We start from the raw sequence: 19,849 nt of genomic DNA, 5'->3' as shown, positions 1-19,849 counted from the left end.
TTTTTCCAGTCATTTATTATGCGAAAAAAGAATGAAGATAGATGATCTGAACGCGTTCGTAGCGGTGATCCGTTGTCAGACCATCAGCCAGGCGGCCGATGCCCTGCAGTTGACCCAGCCAGCCATCACCCGTCGGGTGCAGAATTTCGAGGAAGCCCTCGGAGTGGAGTTGCTGGACCGCAATACCAAGCCGCTCAAGCCCACCAGCATGGGCTTGCGGGTCTATGGCCAGTGCCTGGAAGTGCTGCGCAGCATCGATGCCCTGAATGAGCTGGTGGCCAATGATGGCGCCCCCAGCGGAGCCTTGCGCATTGGTGTGCCACAGACCATCGGCGACGTGGTGCTGCTGGATGCCCTGAGCCAGTTGAAGGCGCTCTACCCGCAGTTGCAGACCTCGGTGGCCACGGGCTGGGGCAGTCACCTGTTGAGCAAGGTCGAGAACGCTGAGCTGGACGTGGTGGCTGCGCTGTTTCCTGCCGGCAAGGTGTTCCCGGAAGGCGTGGTCGGGCGCTCCCTGGGCAGCATGAAACTGGTGGTAGTGGCGGCCAAGGGCGAGGTGCGCAAGCGTTCCTGCAAACTGGCTGACTGTTACCAGCGCGGCTGGGTGTTGAACCCCGACGGCTGTGGCTTTCGCGCCGGCCTGCAGCGGGCCTTGAGCGCTCAGGGGCTGTCGCTGCAGATCAACCTGGAGACCTTTGGCACGGAGTTGCAACTGGGGCTGATCGCCAACGGCCTGGGTTACGGCCTGGTGCCGCTGCCGTTGCTGGAGAACAGCAGCCATCGGGACAAACTGGAAGTGGTGCCGGTCAGTGACTTCAAACCGGTGATCGATCTGTGGCTGATCCATCCGCGTTTCCTGGGCAACCTCCAGGAACCGGTGAGTATGTTCGGCGACATGGTTGCCGCCCGCGTCGGCTAGGTTCGGGTTGTGCAGGAGCCGAAAAGGCGGCTCCTACAGCTATTTGTTCATCATTGATTTGCATGTCGTTGCATCTGCTGAATGCATTTTTTGTATATTAAGTTAGAACCAAAACGAATTTCACGGACGTTTTTTATGTAGTTAGCATGGGGCTCGAACGCGCTGAAATAGGGATGTTGAAATGCCTGCGCAAGCCCCGCTCACCTTGTCCTCCCGCTGCACCGGGCATCCCGGATTCAAACTCCTGGGCCATCTGCTGCTACGTCTGCTCAGCCCGCTGTTGCTCCTGCTCTTCTGGGAACTGGCTTCTCGTACCGGGTTGTTGCCGACGCGGATCATCGCCGCGCCCAGCACCATCGGCGACACCCTGTGGCAGATGCTCGGCAGCGGTGAATTGGGCGGGCACCTGTGGGTGTCTCTCAAGCGTGCCCTCAGTGGCTTGGCGATCGGTGTCAGCCTTGGCACGCTCCTGGCGCTGGTGTCCGGTCTGTCCCGACGTGGCGAAATCGCCATCGACTCACCCATGCAGATGCTGCGCACCTTGCCGTTTCTGGCCATCGTGCCGCTGTTCATTCTCTGGTTCGGCGTTGGCGAGACGCCGAAGATCGCCCTGATTGCCCTGGGCACCACCTTTCCCATCTACCTCACGCTGTTCTCCGGGATCCGCAGCCTCGACCCCAAGCTGGTGGAAGCCGCGACTCTGCTCGGCCTCAAGCGTTGGGAGTTGATCGTTCACGTCATCCTGCCCGGCGCCTTGCCGGCGTTCTTCGTCGGCTTGCGCTATGCCTTCGGCATCAGCTGGCTGGGGTTGGTGGTGGTCGAGCAGATCAACGCCAGTGCCGGCATCGGTTACCTGGTCAATGACGCTCGCGACTTCATGCGTACCGACGTGATCGTCATCTGCCTGCTGGTCTACAGCGTGCTCGGCCTGGGCATTGACGGGCTGGTGCGGGGCCTCGAACGGTTTGCCCTGGCCTGGCGGCCGACTTTTATCAGGAACTGATCATGAGCGTGTTATTGCCCCAGCCTGCCCGCGTGCGCGCGGCTGTCGAATGTCGCCGGGTCACTCGGCGTTTTGCCGGGCAGGCAGTGCTCGATGGCCTGGACCTGGACATCGCTCCCGGGGAGTTCGTTGCCCTGCTGGGCAGCAGCGGTTCGGGCAAGACCACTTTGCTGCGAGCCCTGGCCGGGCTGGAACCCATAGATGCTGGCCAGCTGCAGGTGCCGACGGCCATGGCGGCGGTGTTCCAGGAACCGCGGTTGATGCCCTGGAAGCGGGTGTGGCGCAACGTTGCGCTGGGCGTGCGCGGGGCCCAGGTGCGTGAACGGGCCCTGGCGGCATTGGCAGAGGTGGGCCTGGGGCATCGGCTTGGCGCCTGGCCCGCCACCCTGTCCGGTGGCGAGGCCCAGCGCGTGGCGCTGGCTCGGGCCCTGGTACGCGCGCCGCAATTGCTACTGCTGGACGAGCCCTTCGCTGCCCTTGATGCCTTGACCCGGATTCGCATGCATCAATTGATCATCCGTCTGTGGCGGGTGCATACCCCGGCGGTGCTGCTGGTGACCCACGATGTCGACGAGGCGCTGCTGCTGGCCGACCGGGTACTGGTGCTGGCCAACGGCAGCATTGCCGAGCAACTGCCGATCCGCCTGCCGCGTCCGCGACAGGCAAGCACCCCCGGGTTCCAGCAACTGCGCACGCGGCTGCTGCAACTGCTGGGGGTTGAAACCGAGGCCGAAGCGGCCGTCAACGTCCCCCCACCCTTGAACAGGAGTGCCAGCCGATGAGCCTTTCCAGTGTGCAAGCGTCCTCGTCCGTGTCCTGCGCCAGCCATGACCTGGACTCTGCCGAGTTCGCTGATCTGCTGCAGCAACTGAGCGAGGAGTTCGCCGTCACCGCAGCTCACTACGACCGCCACAGCGAGTTTCCCCACGCCAACCTGCAGCGTTTGCATGAGCATGGCCTGCTGGCCCTGACGGTGCCTCGGGCCCTGGGCGGCAGCGAGGCGAGCCTGGCCCAGGCGCGCCGGGTGATCGGTGCCGTGGCCCGGGGCGAACCTTCCACCGCGCTGGTGCTGGTGATGCAGTATTTGCAGCACACACGCCTGCAACAGAACAGCGCCTGGCCGCTGCACCTGCGCCAGCAACTGGCGCGTGAAGCGGTGCAGCAGGGCGCCTTGATCAACGCGTTGCGGGTCGAGCCAGACCTGGGTACTCCGGCCCGGGGCGGTTTACCGGCGACCCTGGCACGGCGGGTCGAAGGCGGCTGGCGCCTGAGCGGGCGCAAGATCTACTCCACCGGCATTCCCGGGCTGACCTGGCTCTCGGTCTGGGCCCGCAGCGATGACCCCGAACCGCAAGTGGGCACCTGGCTGGTGCACCGTGACAGCCCGGGGATCGTGATCGAGGACACCTGGGACCACCTGGGCATGCGCGCCACCGGCAGCCACGATGTGATCTTCGATGAGGTGTTCGTGCCCGCAGAGCAGGCAGTGGATATCCAGCCGGCCAACCTCCCGCGCCCCTCGGAGCTGGACAGCCAGGGCGTGCTCTGGCTGGCGGTGCTGCTGTCGGCGATCTATGACGGTGTGGCCCGTGCTGCCCGCGACTGGCTGCTGGGCTGGCTGGCCCAGCGCACTCCGGCCAACCTCGGCGCGCCGTTGTCGAGCCTGCCGCGTTTCCAGGAACTGCTCGGGCGGATCGACGCCTTGCTGCTGAGCAATCGCCTGTTGCTGGATGCCGCCGCCGAAGGGCGGATCGCCCCGGGGGAAGCGACCCAGATCAAGTACCTGGTCACCAGCAATGCCATCAGCGCCGTGGAGTTGGGCATCGAAGCCATCGGCAACCCCGGGCTGGCCCGGGGCAATCCCATCGAACGGCATTACCGCGATGTGTTGTGCAGCCGTATTCACACGCCACAGAACGATGCGATTCTCGGCGCCGCCGGGCGTGCCGCCTTTGCCTTGCCCAGCCGCGGAGCCCAGGCATGACACGGGTCGCCAGCCAGCTCGACGATACTTTCAACCGGCAGTTGCGCCAGTGGCTGCCGGGTGTCGAGGTGCTGAGCCTGCCCCGGGGCCTGCCGATGGATCTGCCTGGGGACGTCGAGGTGCTGCTGGCCGCGCCCCATGCCGATTTTCGGGACGCACCCGCGCCGCCGCCGGGCTGGCCCTTCGGCCTGCGTTGGGTGCAACTGGTGAGCTCGGGCCTGGATTATTTTCCCCACTGGCTGTTCCACGGCGTACCGGTGGCCAGCGCCCGTGGTTGCACCGCTGAGAGCATTGCCGAGTTTGCCCTGGCGGCGATCTTTGCCGCCGCCAAGGACCTGCCCCAGGTGTGGATCGATGCCCCCGGTGACTGGCGGCAACGGCCGCTGGCGGCGGTGGCCGGCAGTACCTTGGGGCTGCTTGGGTTTGGCAGCATTGCCCGCGAACTGGCACCCAAGGCCCAGGCCTTGGGCATGCAGGTGCTGGCTCTGCGGCGTTCGCGCGAGCCTTTCGCGGTGGCTGGAGTGGAGGCCGTAGCCGACCTGCATGAGTTGTTCGCCCGTAGCGATCATCTACTGCTGGCGCTGCCGCTGACCGAGCAGACCCGGCACATCATCGGCGCCGAGGTATTGGCCGTGGCCAAGCCGGGGTTGCACCTGATCAACATCGCCCGGGGTGCGCTGATCGATCAGCCGGCCCTGTTGCAAGCCCTGGATACCGGACGTATCGGCCTTGCCAGCCTGGACGTGGCCGATCCTGAGCCGCTGCCTGAAGGTCACCCTTTCTACCGCCATCCAGGCATTCGCCTGTCGCCTCACACCTCGGCCAATTCACCTCGGGTCTACCTGAACATTGCCCGTTTGCTGGAGCGCAATATCCAGCGTCAGCGCGACGGTCTGCCCTTGGAAAACCCGGTGGAGATCGCGCGTGGTTATTAGCCTTGTGATCCATTTTTCCGACAGCCGATTTGAAGGAGAGCAGCCATGACGGCGCATTTTCGTCCCGCGGTGTATGACTTGCCCCGCGACGGTCACACGGTGTTTCGCTGGGAGCAGCCGCCGCAGCAAGCCAGCGTCGAACTGGAGCGCTTGCAGCGCAAGCAAAGCCTCGCCGCGGCCTTCCGGGTATTCGCCCGGCTGGGTTTCGACATGGGCGGCGCTGGGCATATCACGGTGCGTGACCCGGGGCGCCCGGAGCATTTCTGGGTCAACCCGGTGGGGGTGTATTTCGGCCATGTCCGGGTGTCCGACCTGCTGCTGGTGGACCCCGATGGGGCCATTGTCGAAGGCGAAGGCGCCCTCAATCTGGCGGCCTTCGCCATCCATGCGGCGCTGCATCAGGCCCATCCGCAGGTGGTGGCCGCCGCCCATGCCCACTCGCTGCATGGCAAGGCCTGGTCGAGCCTGGGCCGCTTGCTGGACCCGCTGACCCAAGACGCCTGCGCCTTCTATGAAAGGCACGGGCTGTTCGACAACTTCTCCGGGGTGGTGCTGGAAGCCAGTGAAGGTGCGCGGATCGCCACGGCGCTGCAGGGCCACAAGGCATTGATCCTGCAGAACCACGGCTTGCTCACCGTTGGTGAAACCGTCGAGGCGGCGGCCTGGCGTTTCATTGCCATGGACAATGCCGCCCAGACCCAACTGCTGGCGGAAGCGGCCGGCACCCCGCGACTGATTCCCCATGCTGTGGCGCGCCACACCGCGCGCCAGGTGGGCAGCGAATTCGGCGGCTGGTTCAGTTTCCAGCCTTACCGCGAGCGGATCGTGCGCGAAGAACCGGACTTTCTCGATTAAGGACAAGCCGCCATGCAACGTCGTCGTTTTCTGCAACTCTCGGCCCTGGCCGGTCTCGCCGGCGCCTTGCCGCAACTGGGCCTGGGAGCCTCTTCGGAGCTGGCCGGGGTGACCCTGAGTGTCGCCACCTACAAGGGCGCGGCGCCGAGCTTCTTTACCGAGGCCGGCATCGAAGCGCCGCCTTACCAGGTCAAGTACGCCGAGTTCAGCGGCGGCAACCTGAGCTTCGAGGCCCTGGTCAGTGGCACCCTGGATATTTCACCGATGAGCGAGATCCCACCGATTTTCGGGATCAAGAATCACGCGCCGGTGAAGCTCATCGCGGTGCTCACCGGCGACGTCAACAACCAGGCCTTTATCCTGCCCAAGGGCTCCACGGTGCAGTCGGTGGCCGAGCTCAAGGGCAAGCGCATCGGCTATATCCGCTCCACCAGCTCGCATTACTTTTTGCTCAAGGCATTGAAGGAACAGGGGCTGGGTTTTGCCGACATCGTGCCCATGGCGCTGAGCCCCCAGGACGGTTTTGCCGCGCTGCAGAACGGTGCCCTGGATGCCTGGGTCAGCTTTGGCTACTTCATTCAGTTGGCCGAACTGCGGGCCGGCGCCCGGGTACTGAAGACCGGCCAGGGCTACCTGTCCGGCAACTACGTGATTGCTGCCAACCAGCAGAGCATTGCCGACCCGCTGAAGCATGCGGCGATCACCGACTACATCCTGCGCGAGTACCGCTCTTGGCAATGGATCGCCAGCCATCCCGAAGAGTGGGCGAGCAAGAGTGCGAAGATCCTCGGCATGCCCCGGGAAGTGTTTCTCGCCCAATACCGGGCCCAGAGCGGCCCGCGCCTGCTGCAACCGGTGGACGACGCAGCGGTGAAATCCCAGCAGGACGTGGCCGACCTGTTCTTCGAGGCAGGAGTGCTGCCCCAGCCGCTGGACGTTTCCGGCCTGTGGGACCGCAGCTTCCACTGGACCTGACTGTAGGAGCCGGCTTGCCGGCGAATAGTCCCTCAAGCCATGCACGGCCCCGGAGGACGCCTTCGCTGGCAAGCCAGCTCCTACAGAACACCTGACACCCCATGTAGGAGCCGGCTTGCCGGCGAATAGTCCCTCAAGCCATGCACGGCCCCGGAGGGCGCCTTCGCTGGCAAGCCAGCTCCTACAGAACACCCGACACCCCATGTAGGAGCCGGCTTGCCGGCGAATAGTCCCTCAAGCCATGCACGGCCCCGGAGGACGCCTTCGCTGGCAAGCCAGCTCCTACAGAACACCTGACACCCATGTAGGAGCCGGCTTGCCGGCGAATAGTCCCTCAAACCATGCACGGCCCCGGAGGACGCCTTCGCTGGCAAGCCAGCTCCTACAGAACACCCGACACCCCATGTAGGAGCCGGCTTGCCGGCGAAGAGGCCCTCAAGCCTTGCACGGCCCCGGAGAACGCCTTCGCTGGCCAGCCAGCTCATACCATCCGAAGGGGAGATTTCTTTCATTGGCCAGGAGGCCGCATGTTTACCCGAACCTTGCTGTGCCTGGCGCTGGCCAGCCCCTGGGCCTTGGCCGACAGCCCCGCCCAAGCCCTGCACCAGCGCCTTACGGTGCTCGACAGCCACCTCGATACGCCCATGCAACTGGCCCGCCCCGGTTGGGACATCACCCAGCGCCATGGCTACCAGGACGACCTGTCCCAGGTCGATCTGCCGCGCATGAAAGAGGGCGGTCTGGACGGTGGTTTCTGGGCCATCTTCACCCCTCAGGGGCCGCTCACCGCCGAAGGCCGGACCCTGGCCAGCGAGCACGGCCTGGCGGTGCTCGGGCGTATTCTCGACCTGGTCGCAGCCCATCCCAAGGACTTCGCCCTGGCCCTGAGCGCTGCCGATGTGCCGGCTATCGTCGCCGCAGGCCAGCGGGTGGTGTTCATCAGCATGGAAAACGCCGAGCCCCTGGCGGCTGATCCTGCACGCTTGCACACCTACTATCGCCAGGGCCTGCGCATGCTCGGCCTGGTGCATTCGGCCAACAACGATTTCGCCGACTCGGCCACGGCCCTGCCGCAATGGCAGGGCCTGAGCCCGGCGGGCCGCGAGCTGGTGGTCGAGGCCAATCGCCTGGGTATCTTGCTGGATGTGTCCCATGCCTCGGATCAGGTGTTTGATCAGGTGCTGACACTGTCCACGGCGCCGATCATTGCTTCGCACTCCAGCAGTAGGGCGGTCACCCATCATCCACGCAACCTGGATGACCAGCGCTTGCGGCAACTGGCGGCCAAGGGCGGGGTGGTGCAGGTCAACAGTTTCCCCAGTGACTTGATCAACCTTGCGCCCAATCCCGAGCGGGACAAGGCCCTGGGCCCGCTGTACCGCGAGTTTCGCCTGGCCGCCAGCCTGAGCCCGGCACAGGTGGCAGACCTGGCCGGGCGCATTCGCCAGGTCGAGGCCCGCTACCCGCAGCCCCGCGCCAGCCTGGACGACTACATGCGCCACCTGCTGCACATCCTCGACGTGGTCGGCCCCGAGCATGTGGGCATAGGTGCCGATTGGGACGGCGGCGGTGGCGTGCAGGGGCTGGAGGACGTGACGCAATTGCCGCAGATCACCGAACGACTGCTGGCGGCAGGCTATAGCGAAGCGGACCTGGAGAAGATCTGGGGCGGCAACTTGTTGCGCGTCCTCGACGCCGCCCAGGTCGTAGGAGCCGGCTTGCCGGCGAAGGGGCGCTGATGCCTGCGCGGGCTGTGGGGCCTCTTCGCTGGCAAGCCAGCTACTGGCGGGGCGAGGGTGGCGAGGCTAGGCGCAGGGCTATGCGCGGGACGCAGAATCTTTTGGCTTGAATATGAAACAAAGTAATATTTGCATATGCTTAAAATGTATTTCTCTTATTAAATGAGCGCCCCTAGGATGGCTTCCCATAGACCCAAGTGACTGCATAAATTCGTGGGCTATAACCGAACGCACTATCCATCCGCAGCAGGGAGCGCTGGCATGCCGCTGACCAGAAGACAATTGATCGCCCGTATCGCCGCTGTCGGCGGGGTCCAGGCGGCGAGCGCGGTCATGGGCCTGTTTGGCGCCTCGGGCAACGCCGAGGCCTTCGAGGAGAACTATGCTTCGCTGCCCACAGCAGCAGTGGGCAAGGGCGCCAGCGTGGTGGTGATCGGTGCCGGAATCGGTGGTCTGGTCAGCGCCTACGAGCTGCAAAAGGCCGGGTTCAAGGTCACCCTGCTGGAAGCCCGCGACCGGGTCGGCGGGCGCAACTGGACAGTGCGTCGCGGTGATCGGGTGGAGTACGGCGATGGCAGTGTGCAGCTGGCACAATTCGATGATGGCTTCTATCTCAACGCCGGGGCCGGTCGCTTGCCCAGTCACCATCAACTGATGCTCGGCTATTGCCGTGAGCTGGGGGTGGAGCTGGAAGTGCTGGTCAACACCAGTCGCAATGCCCTGGTGCGCCCGGACCTGAACCAGCCAGCGCTGCAGATCCGCCAGGCGGTCAACGACAGTCGCGGGCATTTCTCCGAGCTGCTGGCCAAGGCGGTCAATCGCCATGCCCTGGATCAGGAACTGAGTGTCGCCGACCGCAGCAACCTGCTGAGTTTCCTCAAGACCTGGGGCGATCTCTCGGACAAGCTGGAGTACCTGGGTTCGGCCCGTTCCGGCTACAAGGTCTGGCCTGGGGCTGGCGACCAGCTGGCGCAGAAGAACGATCCGCTGCCGCTGCAGACCCTGCTCAACCCGGCACTGACCACTGCGCTGATGATCGATGAGTACCCGGAGTTCTCGCCCACCATGTTCCAGCCGGTGGGCGGCATGGACCGCATACCCCAGGCCTTTGCCCGGCGCCTGCAAGGGCCCCTGCGGCTGCACAGCGAGGTGCGCTCGATCACCAATCATGCCGACCACGCCGAGGTGGTGTACCTGGATCGGCGCAGTGGCCGTACCCAGCACTTGAAGGCCGACTATGTGATCAGCTCCTTGCCCCTGCCGCTGCTGGCCAAGGTCGCGAACAACTTCAGCGCCCCGGTACGCCAGGCCATCGACAGTGTGCAGTTCGGCTACGCCAACAAGGTCGCCTGGCAGTCCCGGCGCTTCTGGGAAAGCCAGTACCAGATCTATGGCGGGCTGTCCTTCATCAACCAGGAAGCGTCCGGGCTGTGGTACCCCAGCGGCGGCTTCAACCAGGCCGAAGGGGTGTTGGTGGCGGCCTACAACAACGGTGAAACCGCACGCCAGTTCGGTGAGAAAACCCTGGCCCAACAGATCGAGATTTCCCGCCAGGCGGTGGAGCTGCTGCACCCTGGCCACAGCCATGAATTGCGCAATCCCCTGGTGATTGCCTGGAGCAAGATCCCCTACAACTTCGGCCCCTGGATCAACCACGAAGTGGCCGAGCCGGACTACAGCCTGCTCAACCAGCCCCAGGGCCGGGTCTACCTGACCAGCGACGGCCTGGCCCACAGCGGCGTGGGCATCTGGCAGGAGGCCGCCGCCGGCGCGGCACGGCGAGTGGTGCGGCATCTTTTCGAGCGGGCGCAAGGCTCGTCGCTGCAGCAAACGGCCTGAAAAAGCCGAGCATTCAATAAGCAGTCACCCTGCCGGGTAGCGGACCTCCGAGGCTGGCATTCATAACCTTGGAGCGTCTTTGCATGTCGATAAAACACACCGCCGTGGGGCTGGGGCTGCTGATTGCCGCCAGCAGCAGCTGGGCCGCTGGTATTCAGCGGGTTCCGTCCACCTATCCCAACTCGCCGATCCTGCAATCGGTGACCCTGCCCGCCAACAGCGAGCTGACTTACCTCTCCGGCCTGCTGCCGGACCCGGTTGATCCCAAGGCGTCCAAGGAACAGGTGCGCGCGGTGGGCAACACCGAGGCACAGACCCGGGTGGTGCTGCGCAAGGTCGAGTCGATTCTTGCCAGCCAGGGCCTGGGCCTGGCCGACGTGGTGCAGCTGCGGATCTACCTGGTAGGGGACCCGGCCCTGGGCGGCAAGCTGGATTTCGACGGCCTGCAAGTGGCCTTTCGCGAGTTCTTCGGCAGCGAGAAACAGCCGGTGAAACCGGCCAGGACCACGGTGCAAGTGGCGGGTCTGGTACTGCCCGGTGCGCTGATCGAAGTTGAAACCGTCGCCGCCCGGTCGCGCTGAGCGCCATTGATAAGGATCTGAAGTCATGGGTATTTCCTTGCATAAAATCGTTCTCGGCGCCGCCCCCCTGAGCCTTGGCCTATTGGGCCTGGCAACCCCTGTGGAACTGCTGGCCGCGGATGAAACCCTGGGCACGGTGGTGGTCACCGGGGTCCGTGGCAGTCAGCAGCGCACCGTCACCAACAGTCCTGCGCCGATCGATGTGATCGACAGCGAGCAACTGCGCAGCATTGGCCAGAACGGCTTGAAAGAAATGCTCGGGCGGCTGCTGCCGTCGTTCAACGTGCCGACCATCAATGGCGGCGGCACCGCCTTTCTGGTGCGCGGGGTGAGCATGCGCGGCCTGGGGGGCGACCAGGTGCTGGTGCTGATCAACGGCAAGCGGCGGCACAACTCGGCGTTGATCAACAACGGTGCGCGGGTCGGCAATGCCTCGGTGCCGGTGGACCTGGACCTGATTCCCACCGCCGCCATCGAGCGCATCGAAGTACTGCGCGATGGTGCGGCAGCGCAGTACGGTTCGGACGCTATCGCCGGGGTGATCAACATCATCCTCAAGCGCAACGCCGAGGGCCTGACCTCCGACACCAGCCTGGGCCAGTACTACGACGGTGACGGCACCACCGGCCACGAAGCCTTCAACTGGGGCAGCAAGCTGGGGGAGGCCGGCGGCTTCTTCAACCTATCCTGGGATGCCAAGATCCAGGAGCCCTATGAGCGCTCCAGCGCCGCCAGCGGGCAACTGTATTTCAAGCAGCCCGACGGCTCGCCAGACCCTCGGGAAGGCAATCGCCAGGGCTGGGGGACCGAATACGGCCTGGGCCGTGACCGCACCAGCAGCCTGGCCTACAACGCCGAGCTGCCCCTGGCCGACGACCTCAAGCTGTATTCGTTCTCGACCCTGAGCTATCGCAACAGCAACAAGAACCTGGGGCACCGCAAGCCCACCGACATCACCAGCCTGGCAGGCGTACCCAATTCGCCGTACCCCAACGGCGGCCAGGCGCGGCGGGAGATCCGCGAGACCGACTTCCAGGTCGCCGGTGGTGCCAAGGGCCTGGCCGGTGGCTGGGACTGGGACCTGTCGAGCACCTATGGCAAGGATCGCGGGGTGCTCGATACCGCCAACAACCTGAACATTTCCAACGGGCCCTACGGCCAGCATGACTTCCACCTGGGCAACCTGGTGTTCGACCAGTGGACCAACAACCTGGATTTCTCCCGGGCCTTGGACATCGGTTGGAGCAGCCCGCTGCAAACCTCTTTCGGCGTGGAATACCGCTGGGAGAAATATGCGCTGGAGGAGGGTGAACCCAACGCCTATAACCAGGGCAGCTACGTGCCTGCCACGGGCCCCTTTGCCGGTGTGGTGCCCGACCCCGGGTTGTTCTCGGTCAACGGCACCACCCCGGAAGATGCCTACAGCCTCAAGCGTCACAGCGAAGCCGCCTATGTGGATCTGGGCCTGAACATTACCTCCAACTGGTACGTGGGGGCTGCCGCGCGCTACGAGAAGTACAACCTCGGCGTGGGCGACACCACCAGTGGCAAGCTCACCACCCGCTACGAGTTCCTCCCCGGCTATGCGGTGCGGGCGGCGGTGAGCAACGGCTTTCGCGCACCGTCCCTGGCCCAGAGCGTGTTCTCCACCACCAGCACCGTGACCCAGTTCGGCGCCGGCGGCACCACCAGCTCGGTACGCACCAAGCAGATGCGCCCCAACTCGCCGGAAGCCATCGCCCTGGGGGCCAAGGACCTGGAGCCGGAAACCTCGCGCAACTACAGCCTGGGGTTCACCGCCGAACCCACCGAGCGCCTGCGCCTGACCGCCGACTTCTACCTGATCGATATCGACAAGCGGATCCTTCAGACCGGCATCCTCAAGGGCCCGGCGGTGTCGCAGATCCTGGTGGAAAACGGCCTGTCGCCGAACCTCGCCGGGCAGTACTACACCAACGCCGCGGACACCCGGACCAAGGGCGTGGACCTGGTGGCGGACTATCGCCAGTCGTTCGGCGAATACGGCACGGCGAAGTGGAGCGTTGCCTACAACCACAACAAGACCACCATCCGCGACCTGGCAGACACCCCGGCGGCCCTGTCGCGCCTGGGGGCCGGCTATGTGCTGTTCGACCGCCAGCAGCAGATCGACCTGACCCAATCCACGCCCAAGGACAAATGGATTCTCTCCACCAACTACAAGGTCGGTGACTGGACCACCAACCTGCAGTTGACCCGCTTTGGCGAGTACACCGAAGGCTCGAACATTGCGGCCAACGACCGCACCTACAGCGCCAAGTGGATCACCGATCTGGACGTGGCCTACGACGTGACGCAGAACCTCACCGTGGCGGTGGGGGCCAACAACCTGTTCGACGTGTACCCGGACAAGATCGGCCTCAAGGCCTGGGCGGGGACTTATGAATACGGCATGTTCTCGCCTTATGGCCTGGGCGGTGGTTATTACTACAGCCGCGTCAGCCTGGCGTTCTGAGCATGAGCGGTATCTATCTCGTAGGAGCTGGCTTGCCAGCGAAGGCGGCCGCATGACCAGTGCAGGGTTCAGAGGCCATTCGCCGGCAAGCCGGCTCCTACAGCAGCCGCGTCAGCCTGGCGTTCTGAGCATGACCGGTATCTATTTCCGTAGGAGCTGGCTTGCCAGCGAAGGCGGTCGTATGACCAGTGCAGGGTTCTGGGGCCATTCGCCGGCAAGCCGGCTCCTACAGCAGCCGCGTCAGCCTGGCGTTCTGAGCATGACCACGATCACTTTCGTAGGAGCTGGCTTGCCAGCGAAGGCGGCCGCATGACCAGTGCAGGGTTCAGAGGCCATTCGCCGGCAAGCCGGCTCCTACAGCAGCTGCATCAGCCTGGTGTTCTGAGCATGAGCGGTATCTATCTCGTAGGAGCTGGCTTGCCAGCGAAGGCGGCCGTATGAGTGGCGCAGGGTTCAGAGGCCATTCGCCGGCAAGCCGGCTCCTACAGCAGCTGCATCAGCCTGGTGTTCTGAGCATGAGCGGTATCTATCTCGTAGGAGCTGGCTTGCCAGCGAAGGCGGTCGTATGAGTGGCGCAGGGTTCAGGGGCCATTCGCCGGCAAGCCGGCTCCTACAGCAGCTGCGTCAGCCTGGTGTTCTGAGCATGAGCGGTATCTATTTCGTAGGAGCTGGCTTGCCAGCGAAGGCGGTCGTATGAGTGGCGCAGGGTTCAGGGGCCATTCGCCGGCAAGCCGGCTCCTACAAGGAGCGGTGTTGTGTTTGTGGCTGGCGCAGCCGGCATTGAGGGTCTCCAGCCAGAAGCAGTCGCTGAAGATCCTGCTGCAAGCCGCCGGCGAACTGGAGCAGGTGCCGTATCCCATCGAGTTCGCCTCCTTCGCCGCGGCAGCGCCTACCGCCGAGGCCCTGGCCGCCGGAGCGGTGGACATCGGCAGCCTGGGCGATGCGCCGTTCGTGTTCGCTGCGGCAGCCGGGGCACCGATCAAGACCGTGGGGGTGATCAAACTCAAGGTCACACCGACGGCGGTGGCGATTGTGGTCAAGGACGATTCACCGCTGCACGATGCCGCTAGCCTCCAGGGCCGGCGCATCACCACCACGCGGGGCTCCATCGGCCACTTCCTGGCCTTGGCGGCCTTGCGCTCCGTGGGCCTGCACGGCTCGGATGCGCAGTTCATCTTTCTCCAGCCGGCCGAGTCCCGCAGCCTGTTGAGCAACGGCCAGGCCGATGCCTGGTCGACCTGGGACCCGTACACCAGCATGGTGCAGATGGAGGGCACAACCCGGGTACTGGTCAGCGGCGAGGGGCTGTTCGCTGGGCATATGTTGCTGGTGGCCAATGACCAGGCGATCCGAGACAAGCCGCTGCAGATCGGCGATTTCCTTCGGCGCCTGGACCGCGCCTATGCCTGGGCCAATCAGCATCAAGCCGAGTATTCGCGGATCCAGGCCGGCTACAGCGGCCTGCCGGTGGCGATCCATGAGCGCTCCAATCGCTACTCCGTGCCCCGGCGCATTGCCGTAGGCCCCTCGGTAGTCGATGACGTGCAGCACACGGCTGATCTTTATCGCGAGGAAGGGATTATTCAGAAGTCGTTCAATGCCTCGGATTACATGGATGCCCGGTTTAACGAAGTTGAATGAATACATGGCATTTTCATTAATTAAGCTCGGGAGTGATGAATAAATAAAATATCAATAATGTCCGTTGTTTAAGTTAACTATCAGTAAATTTAATAATCCTCGAGCAGTCGCTTGCGAGTGTCTCTCATGGCAGCTATTTGTCTGATTTTCGATACGTTTTTAAGTTTGGATATTAGAGATAAAGGTTATTTCACAAGGCTTTCGCAACTGCCTAAGGTGGCTCTGAAACAAATTATTACGCTCCACCAAAGATGCACTTAAACGCTACTTCCAGGGAATAAGGGAGCTTGCATGTTCACAGTAACTACGGCCGACAAACTTGAAGTGCGGCATATTATCGATGTCGTCGAAAAACGTTCCTACGGCGTCCAGCTCAAAGGCTTTTGCCCGCCGGACACCTTGCAGGTGGCGCGCGACCATCTGTATCAGCAGGAGCTGCGCAGTGCCTTCAGCCAACAGCAGGAGTTCGTCCGTGTCGGCAAGGCCTACATCGAGATCCAGGATGAACAGAGCCGGGCCGAGTACCACGCCCTGGCACTGCCGAATATCCGCAAGATCCGCAATCTGTTCCGCCCGCTGGCCTCACCCATTGACGAGTTGCGCCTGTTGCTGGACGAGGTCTGGCCCCAGGGCGCGCAGTTGCTGCAGGTGGACGGGCAGAAGTGCTTTGTCGGCATCGCCCGTTTCCAGGGGGCCGGAGTTGATCTCACCCCGCACACCGACAAGCTCGAACGCAATGCCCCCGAGGGCCACAGCCCGCCGTTGCTGACCCAGCTGTCCAGCAACATTTACCTGGAACTCCCCGAGGACGGCGGAGAGCTGGAGATCTGGGGCATCGAGCCGGATGAGCAGGAGTACAACCGCCTGCGTGGCGAACGGGCCTATGGCATCGAGCGCCACCTGCTACCGCCGCCGGACTTCGTGATCAAGCCCGAGCCCGGCGATCTGATCCTGCTCAACCCACGGCTGATCCACGCGGTACGCCCTTCGGCCAGCAGCACCCGGGTCACCCTCGGGGTCTTTATCGGTTACTACGGTGAACAACAGCCTTTGGCCTACTGGAGCTGAACACATGAGCAAGGTGCAGGAAATCAACCTCAAGGCCTACTTCAACAAGGGCGGCGAGGAACACGCATTCGATGGCAAGCGAGTGGTGCTGGCGGTCAGCGTCGGCCAGGAATATCACGAAGACCAGAAGCTGCGCTCGACCATTCACCTGATCAACCAATCCGGCTTCAGCCACGTCAAGGTTGTGGTGGCCGACACCCTGCAACGCCACAACAAGCACGGTAAGTCCCCGGGGGAGGCGCTGTCGGCCTCGATCCGTGACGGTGACGCCTGGCTGGCGCGCAACCAGGACATTCTCGATGGCCTGCGGGTGCCCTATCACATCACCCGCTGGAACCAGGAACTGGCCAGCGACCGCTATGCCGAATTGCGCCAGCAGTTGAACCTGATCTATCAGCAGCGGGCCGAATTGCGCGAGGCCATCGACAGCACCATCGGTGTGTTCACCGAGCGCTTGCGCCTGCGAGACGAAGACGCGGATATCGAACGGGCCGCGGCCCAGTGCCGTGAATACATCCTTGAGGAGATCCCCATCATCCTGCCGTTGTGGGCCGATGAGGGTTATCACTACGTGCTCTATCCGCAGCAGATGACCACGGCCATGGCCATCAGTCGCGAGTTGTTGATCGAACCCCACAGCCCGGACCGGGTGCGCTGGTTGCCGCTGAAGTTCAAGAAACGCGGGATTCCGATCCCGTTCACTTTGCCCGGGGCCATTCACCCGAACTGGACCAGTGGCGCCATCGCCATCTGAGCCGCCCGGGCCCGTGGTTTTCGCTGACCTACGTGGGAGCTGGCTTGCCAGCGAAGGCGTCCTTGCCGGCAGTGCTGGGCTCAAGGGCCTGTTCGCCGGCAAGCGGAGGCTCCTGCAGTGCTGTTTTTTTATGACTGACAAGGAGTTTCCATGGGCGTTTTTGCGCAACAGCAACGCAAATGGTGGGCATTGCTCGGGGTGAGCATCGCCAGTTTTCTCGGCTGTGTGGATTTCACCATCGTCAATACCGCGCTGCCGGCGCTGCAGGCCGATCTCGGGGCGTCGCTGGACAGCCTGCAGTGGGTGATCAACGGTTTCATCCTGGCGCTGTCGAGCTTCATGGTGCTGGTGGGGCGCCTGGCCGACTTGCAGGGACGCAAGCGGGTGCTGTTTATCGGCCTGAGCGTGTTTGGCCTGGCGTCACTGGCGGCGGGGCTGGCGGGGCAGATCGAGACCCTGATCGGCGCTCGGGTGCTGCAGGGCCTGGCCTGTGCGGTGCTCTATACCGCGTCGGGGGCGATTGTCTCCAGTACCTTCGACAGCACCGAGCAGGGCAAGGCCTTTGGCGTGCTGTTTGGGGTCAATGGCGTGGGGCTGGCGGTCGGGCCGGTGCTGGGGGGGCTGATCACCAGTGGCTTTGGCTGGCAGTGGATCTTCCTGATCAATGTGCCCTTTGTGCTGTTGAGCCTGGCCATTTGCAGTTTCAGCGTGCAGGAGTCGCGTTCGACCGAGGTCGATGCGCGGTTGGATGTATGGGGCGCGTTGCTGTTGCTGATCGGTTTGCCGAGCCTGGTGCTGGTGATCGTCCAGGGTGGAGGCTGGGGCTGGGGTTCGAGCCTGAGCCTGAGCCTGATCGCCGTGACGGTGCTGGCTTTGGGGGCTTTCCTGGTGCTGGAGAAACGCGTTGCCGCGCCGATCATCGACCTCCAACTGTTCGCTAATCGACGCTTTGTCGCCGCCGTGGCGGCGAGTTTCGGCCTGGCGCTGTTCTACTGCGTGGCGTTTTTCGTCATGCCGCTGTACCTGGCGCAAATCCGTGGTGAAACCTTGCAGGCCAGCGGCCTGTTGTTGCTGCCCACCACCCTCGGGGTGGCGCTGCTGTCGCCGCTGGTGGGGCGGCTGGTGGATCGCAGAGGGCCGGCGCTGTTGATCAAGGTCGGGCTGCTGCTGCTTGTGCTGTCGGCGCTGTTGCAGGCCGGTTTCGACCGGCAGACTTCACTGCCGTATCTGCTGGGCGCCTTCGTCATCATGGGCTTGGGCTGGGCAAGCATTCTCGGGCCGTCGACGGTGCTGGGCATTTCCTCGGTACCCCAGGAAGTGGGCTCGGTGGCCATGGGCTCGCTGATGACCTTGCACAATGTCGGCGGTGGTATCGGGCTGGCGCTGGGGGTGGGGCTGTTCCACCATTTTTCCGCGACGCCGCTGGACGATACCCAGGGAGCGTTTCTTAACGGCTATCGCGTGGTGATGGTGTTTTTAGCAGGCGTGACCCTGGCGGTCTGGGCGGTGGTGAGTGTGTTGCTGCGTAAGTCGCCAGCACTCGCCCGGGGAGCCGTGCAAGAGGGCAGAGCCGTGGCTGAGGAGTCGGGCGGCTAGACAAGAGCCCCGGCTGCCGAATCAAGGATCAGACCGCACCAGCGCGCTGATCCTTGCCTGGCTGAGGCGCGTCACCCGCGGTGACGGCGAGCCCTGGCCCGATCCGCGTGGAGGCGCCGGTGGATTGACGACTGGATTCTGGCGAAATGCCATCACTTGCTTTATGCTCCGCGCCCGTCACAGGGAGGTGGGGATGCCTGACACCCTGGTTGACGTTACTGATCATCGTCCAAGGGACCTGCGACCTCATGATTCGTCCTCTCGTAATACTCGCCGCGCTGCTGGCCCTGAGCGGTTGCTATAGCCTGCCCGCCACGAAAATCTCCGACAGCATGAGCCCTGACCCGCAGTCGGGAGTGGCCTATGTAGTGGGTGTGGTGGGTATCTGGCCGCAGGCGGTGCACACCGCCGACGAGCAGATGCTGCTGATTCGTCCACGGGGTGGCGACGGGTTCGCCTCGGCGCGCTTGTACAACCAGTTCTATGCCCGCACCCCGCGTGATGTGCGTGAGACTTGGCACGGCATCGGCAGCCTGTTCGTGATGCCGCTCAAACCTGGGCGCTACGAGATCTACAACCTGCATTTCGACCGCGGCAATGCCACTTCCTGGAGTCGTGAAGACTTCTCCATTCCCCTGGAACTGGAAGCCGGCAAGGCTTATTACCTTGGCGATTTCCGTGCCGGCTGCCTGTCGGCGTCTGGGGCCAAGTGCATCTTCCTGCACAGTGATCACCTGGAGCGCGACGCCGCCCTGGTCCGTGCCAAATACCCGCAGGTGCCGAACCTGCAGCGGGTCGATCTGGAGAAAATGGAAGAGACCACCGCGTTGATCGTCAAGGAGCAGGGACCCAAGGCTTCGATGCTCAAAGCCATGCTTTCGGGAGACCTGTAATGCGTACCAGACTCTTGTTGCTGATGGTCCTGATGCTGGGGCTCGGCGGTTGCCAGACCAGCCATAGCCTGAAACCGGCCGAGGTGGATTATCAGCAGTCGTTGCCAGCGATCAAGGTCAGTGTGATCGGGCCCATCCCCGGGGGGCTGATCCGCAATGAGTTGCGCCGCCGTGGCACCTTCGAGCAGGTGTTGGATGGCTACAGTGCCGACGGCTACAACGTGATCGTGGTGGCTAACAGTGATTATTTTGGCTGGCAGAATATTCCCCTGGGGCTGCTCAGTGCGCTGACCTTGTTTATCGTGCCGGCCCCGGCCACCTGGGACAGCCGGGTGATCTTCCATGTCAGCCGTGGCGAGCAGCCAGTGGCCAAGTACCTGGTGAGCAACCACACCCGCTCATGGCGCGGCTGGGTCAATCTCGATGGCGGCCAATACCAGCATGTGCAGCGCATCACCGATGACTTTATCGCGCAGATGCTCCGGGACCCGATCTTCAAGCCCAAGGCCCCAGTGGCGTCGAACACCCGCTGATCGACGGCTGAAAAATGCTCTATTTCAAAGCCTGGGCGAG

At 63.7% G+C, this 19,849-nt stretch carries 17 protein-coding genes; all 17 read left to right on the top strand.

The window, feature by feature from the left end; translation table 11 throughout:
- The first annotated feature begins 31 nt into the window (after positions 1–31).
- The 17 genes from GV819_RS19615 to GV819_RS19535 all read left to right on the top strand — a co-directional run bounded on the left by GV819_RS19615 (position 32) and on the right by GV819_RS19535 (position 19,809).
- Entirely contained in the window at positions 32–919 is an 888-nt protein-coding gene (locus GV819_RS19615) for a LysR family transcriptional regulator (RefSeq protein ID WP_161757699.1), read from the top strand.
- 181 nt (positions 920–1,100) lie between these two features.
- Positions 1,101–1,922, top strand: a complete 822-nt coding sequence (locus GV819_RS19610; RefSeq protein ID WP_161757698.1) for an ABC transporter permease — start codon at positions 1,101–1,103, stop codon at positions 1,920–1,922.
- 2 nt (positions 1,923–1,924) lie between these two features.
- Positions 1,925–2,704: an ABC transporter ATP-binding protein gene (locus GV819_RS19605; RefSeq protein WP_161757697.1), complete on the top strand. Its 780-nt coding sequence runs from the start codon at positions 1,925–1,927 to the stop codon at positions 2,702–2,704.
- Positions 2,701–3,906: an acyl-CoA dehydrogenase family protein gene (locus GV819_RS19600; RefSeq protein WP_161757696.1), complete on the top strand. Its 1,206-nt coding sequence runs from the start codon at positions 2,701–2,703 to the stop codon at positions 3,904–3,906. Before GV819_RS19605 ends, GV819_RS19600 begins: the two co-directional genes overlap by 4 nt.
- Entirely contained in the window at positions 3,903–4,841 is a 939-nt protein-coding gene (locus GV819_RS19595; protein WP_161757695.1) for a D-isomer specific 2-hydroxyacid dehydrogenase family protein, read from the top strand. Before GV819_RS19600 ends, GV819_RS19595 begins: the two co-directional genes overlap by 4 nt.
- A 45-nt stretch (positions 4,842–4,886) precedes the next feature.
- Positions 4,887–5,696 (top strand): class II aldolase/adducin family protein, encoded by an 810-nt coding sequence (locus GV819_RS19590; RefSeq protein WP_161757694.1) that lies wholly within the window; start codon positions 4,887–4,889, stop codon positions 5,694–5,696.
- A gap of 12 nt (positions 5,697–5,708) precedes the next feature.
- Complete coding sequence (locus GV819_RS19585) at positions 5,709–6,671, top strand: ABC transporter substrate-binding protein (protein WP_161757693.1); 963 nt, start codon at positions 5,709–5,711, stop codon at positions 6,669–6,671.
- A gap of 527 nt (positions 6,672–7,198) precedes the next feature.
- Complete coding sequence (locus tag GV819_RS19580) at positions 7,199–8,410, top strand: dipeptidase (protein WP_161757692.1); 1,212 nt, start codon at positions 7,199–7,201, stop codon at positions 8,408–8,410.
- Positions 8,411–8,671: 261 nt separating this feature from the next.
- Positions 8,672–10,249 carry a flavin monoamine oxidase family protein gene (locus GV819_RS19575; RefSeq protein WP_161757691.1) on the top strand — a complete coding sequence of 526 codons (1,578 nt, stop codon included), beginning with the start codon at positions 8,672–8,674 and terminating at the stop codon, positions 10,247–10,249.
- An 83-nt stretch (positions 10,250–10,332) separates the two neighbouring features.
- Entirely contained in the window at positions 10,333–10,830 is a 498-nt protein-coding gene (locus GV819_RS19570) for a RidA family protein (RefSeq protein ID WP_161757690.1), read from the top strand.
- A gap of 25 nt (positions 10,831–10,855) precedes the next feature.
- A complete protein-coding gene (locus GV819_RS19565) occupies positions 10,856–13,324 on the top strand; it encodes a TonB-dependent receptor plug domain-containing protein (RefSeq protein WP_161757689.1) in 2,469 nt (822 codons plus the stop codon).
- A 750-nt stretch (positions 13,325–14,074) separates the two neighbouring features.
- Positions 14,075–14,965, top strand: coding sequence for an aliphatic sulfonate ABC transporter substrate-binding protein (locus GV819_RS19560; RefSeq protein ID WP_161757688.1), 891 nt, complete (start codon positions 14,075–14,077; stop codon positions 14,963–14,965).
- A gap of 291 nt (positions 14,966–15,256) precedes the next feature.
- Positions 15,257–16,033, top strand: coding sequence for a 2OG-Fe(II) oxygenase family protein (locus GV819_RS19555; protein ID WP_161757687.1), 777 nt, complete (start codon positions 15,257–15,259; stop codon positions 16,031–16,033).
- A 4-nt stretch (positions 16,034–16,037) separates the two neighbouring features.
- Positions 16,038–16,787, top strand: a complete 750-nt coding sequence (locus tag GV819_RS19550; protein WP_161757686.1) for a tRNA-dependent cyclodipeptide synthase — start codon at positions 16,038–16,040, stop codon at positions 16,785–16,787.
- Positions 16,788–16,937: 150 nt separating this feature from the next.
- A complete protein-coding gene (locus GV819_RS19545; protein ID WP_161757685.1) occupies positions 16,938–18,383 on the top strand; it encodes an MFS transporter in 1,446 nt (481 codons plus the stop codon).
- Between the two features lie 248 nt (positions 18,384–18,631).
- Complete coding sequence (locus GV819_RS19540) at positions 18,632–19,276, top strand: hypothetical protein (protein ID WP_161757684.1); 645 nt, start codon at positions 18,632–18,634, stop codon at positions 19,274–19,276.
- On the top strand, positions 19,276–19,809 hold the full coding sequence (locus GV819_RS19535) for a hypothetical protein (protein WP_161757683.1): 534 nt from the start codon (positions 19,276–19,278) through the stop codon (positions 19,807–19,809). The genes GV819_RS19540 and GV819_RS19535 overlap by 1 nt, the downstream gene beginning before the upstream one ends.
- The last annotated feature ends 40 nt before the right edge of the window (positions 19,810–19,849 follow it).

Origin of the sequence: Pseudomonas sp. Fl5BN2 (assembly GCF_009908205.1) — a bacterium.
Classification (GTDB): domain Bacteria; phylum Pseudomonadota; class Gammaproteobacteria; order Pseudomonadales; family Pseudomonadaceae; genus Aquipseudomonas.
Note: the sequence above shows the minus strand (reverse complement) of the source record. Positions and strands in the feature narration are given on the sequence as shown.

Coding starts and splice junctions, on each gene's coding strand:
- GV819_RS19570 (WP_161757690.1), top strand. CDS start 10,333: ATGTCGATAAAACACACCGCCGTGGGGCTGGGGCTGCTGATTGCCGCC.
- GV819_RS19545 (WP_161757685.1), top strand. CDS start 16,938: ATGGGCGTTTTTGCGCAACAGCAACGCAAATGGTGGGCATTGCTCGGG.
- GV819_RS19535 (WP_161757683.1), top strand. CDS start 19,276: ATGCGTACCAGACTCTTGTTGCTGATGGTCCTGATGCTGGGGCTCGGC.
- GV819_RS19605 (WP_161757697.1), top strand. CDS start 1,925: ATGAGCGTGTTATTGCCCCAGCCTGCCCGCGTGCGCGCGGCTGTCGAA.
- GV819_RS19600 (WP_161757696.1), top strand. CDS start 2,701: ATGAGCCTTTCCAGTGTGCAAGCGTCCTCGTCCGTGTCCTGCGCCAGC.
- GV819_RS19540 (WP_161757684.1), top strand. CDS start 18,632: ATGATTCGTCCTCTCGTAATACTCGCCGCGCTGCTGGCCCTGAGCGGT.
- GV819_RS19555 (WP_161757687.1), top strand. CDS start 15,257: ATGTTCACAGTAACTACGGCCGACAAACTTGAAGTGCGGCATATTATC.
- GV819_RS19550 (WP_161757686.1), top strand. CDS start 16,038: ATGAGCAAGGTGCAGGAAATCAACCTCAAGGCCTACTTCAACAAGGGC.
- GV819_RS19610 (WP_161757698.1), top strand. CDS start 1,101: ATGCCTGCGCAAGCCCCGCTCACCTTGTCCTCCCGCTGCACCGGGCAT.
- GV819_RS19565 (WP_161757689.1), top strand. CDS start 10,856: ATGGGTATTTCCTTGCATAAAATCGTTCTCGGCGCCGCCCCCCTGAGC.
- GV819_RS19580 (WP_161757692.1), top strand. CDS start 7,199: ATGTTTACCCGAACCTTGCTGTGCCTGGCGCTGGCCAGCCCCTGGGCC.
- GV819_RS19615 (WP_161757699.1), top strand. CDS start 32: ATGAAGATAGATGATCTGAACGCGTTCGTAGCGGTGATCCGTTGTCAG.
- GV819_RS19590 (WP_161757694.1), top strand. CDS start 4,887: ATGACGGCGCATTTTCGTCCCGCGGTGTATGACTTGCCCCGCGACGGT.
- GV819_RS19575 (WP_161757691.1), top strand. CDS start 8,672: ATGCCGCTGACCAGAAGACAATTGATCGCCCGTATCGCCGCTGTCGGC.
- GV819_RS19595 (WP_161757695.1), top strand. CDS start 3,903: ATGACACGGGTCGCCAGCCAGCTCGACGATACTTTCAACCGGCAGTTG.
- GV819_RS19585 (WP_161757693.1), top strand. CDS start 5,709: ATGCAACGTCGTCGTTTTCTGCAACTCTCGGCCCTGGCCGGTCTCGCC.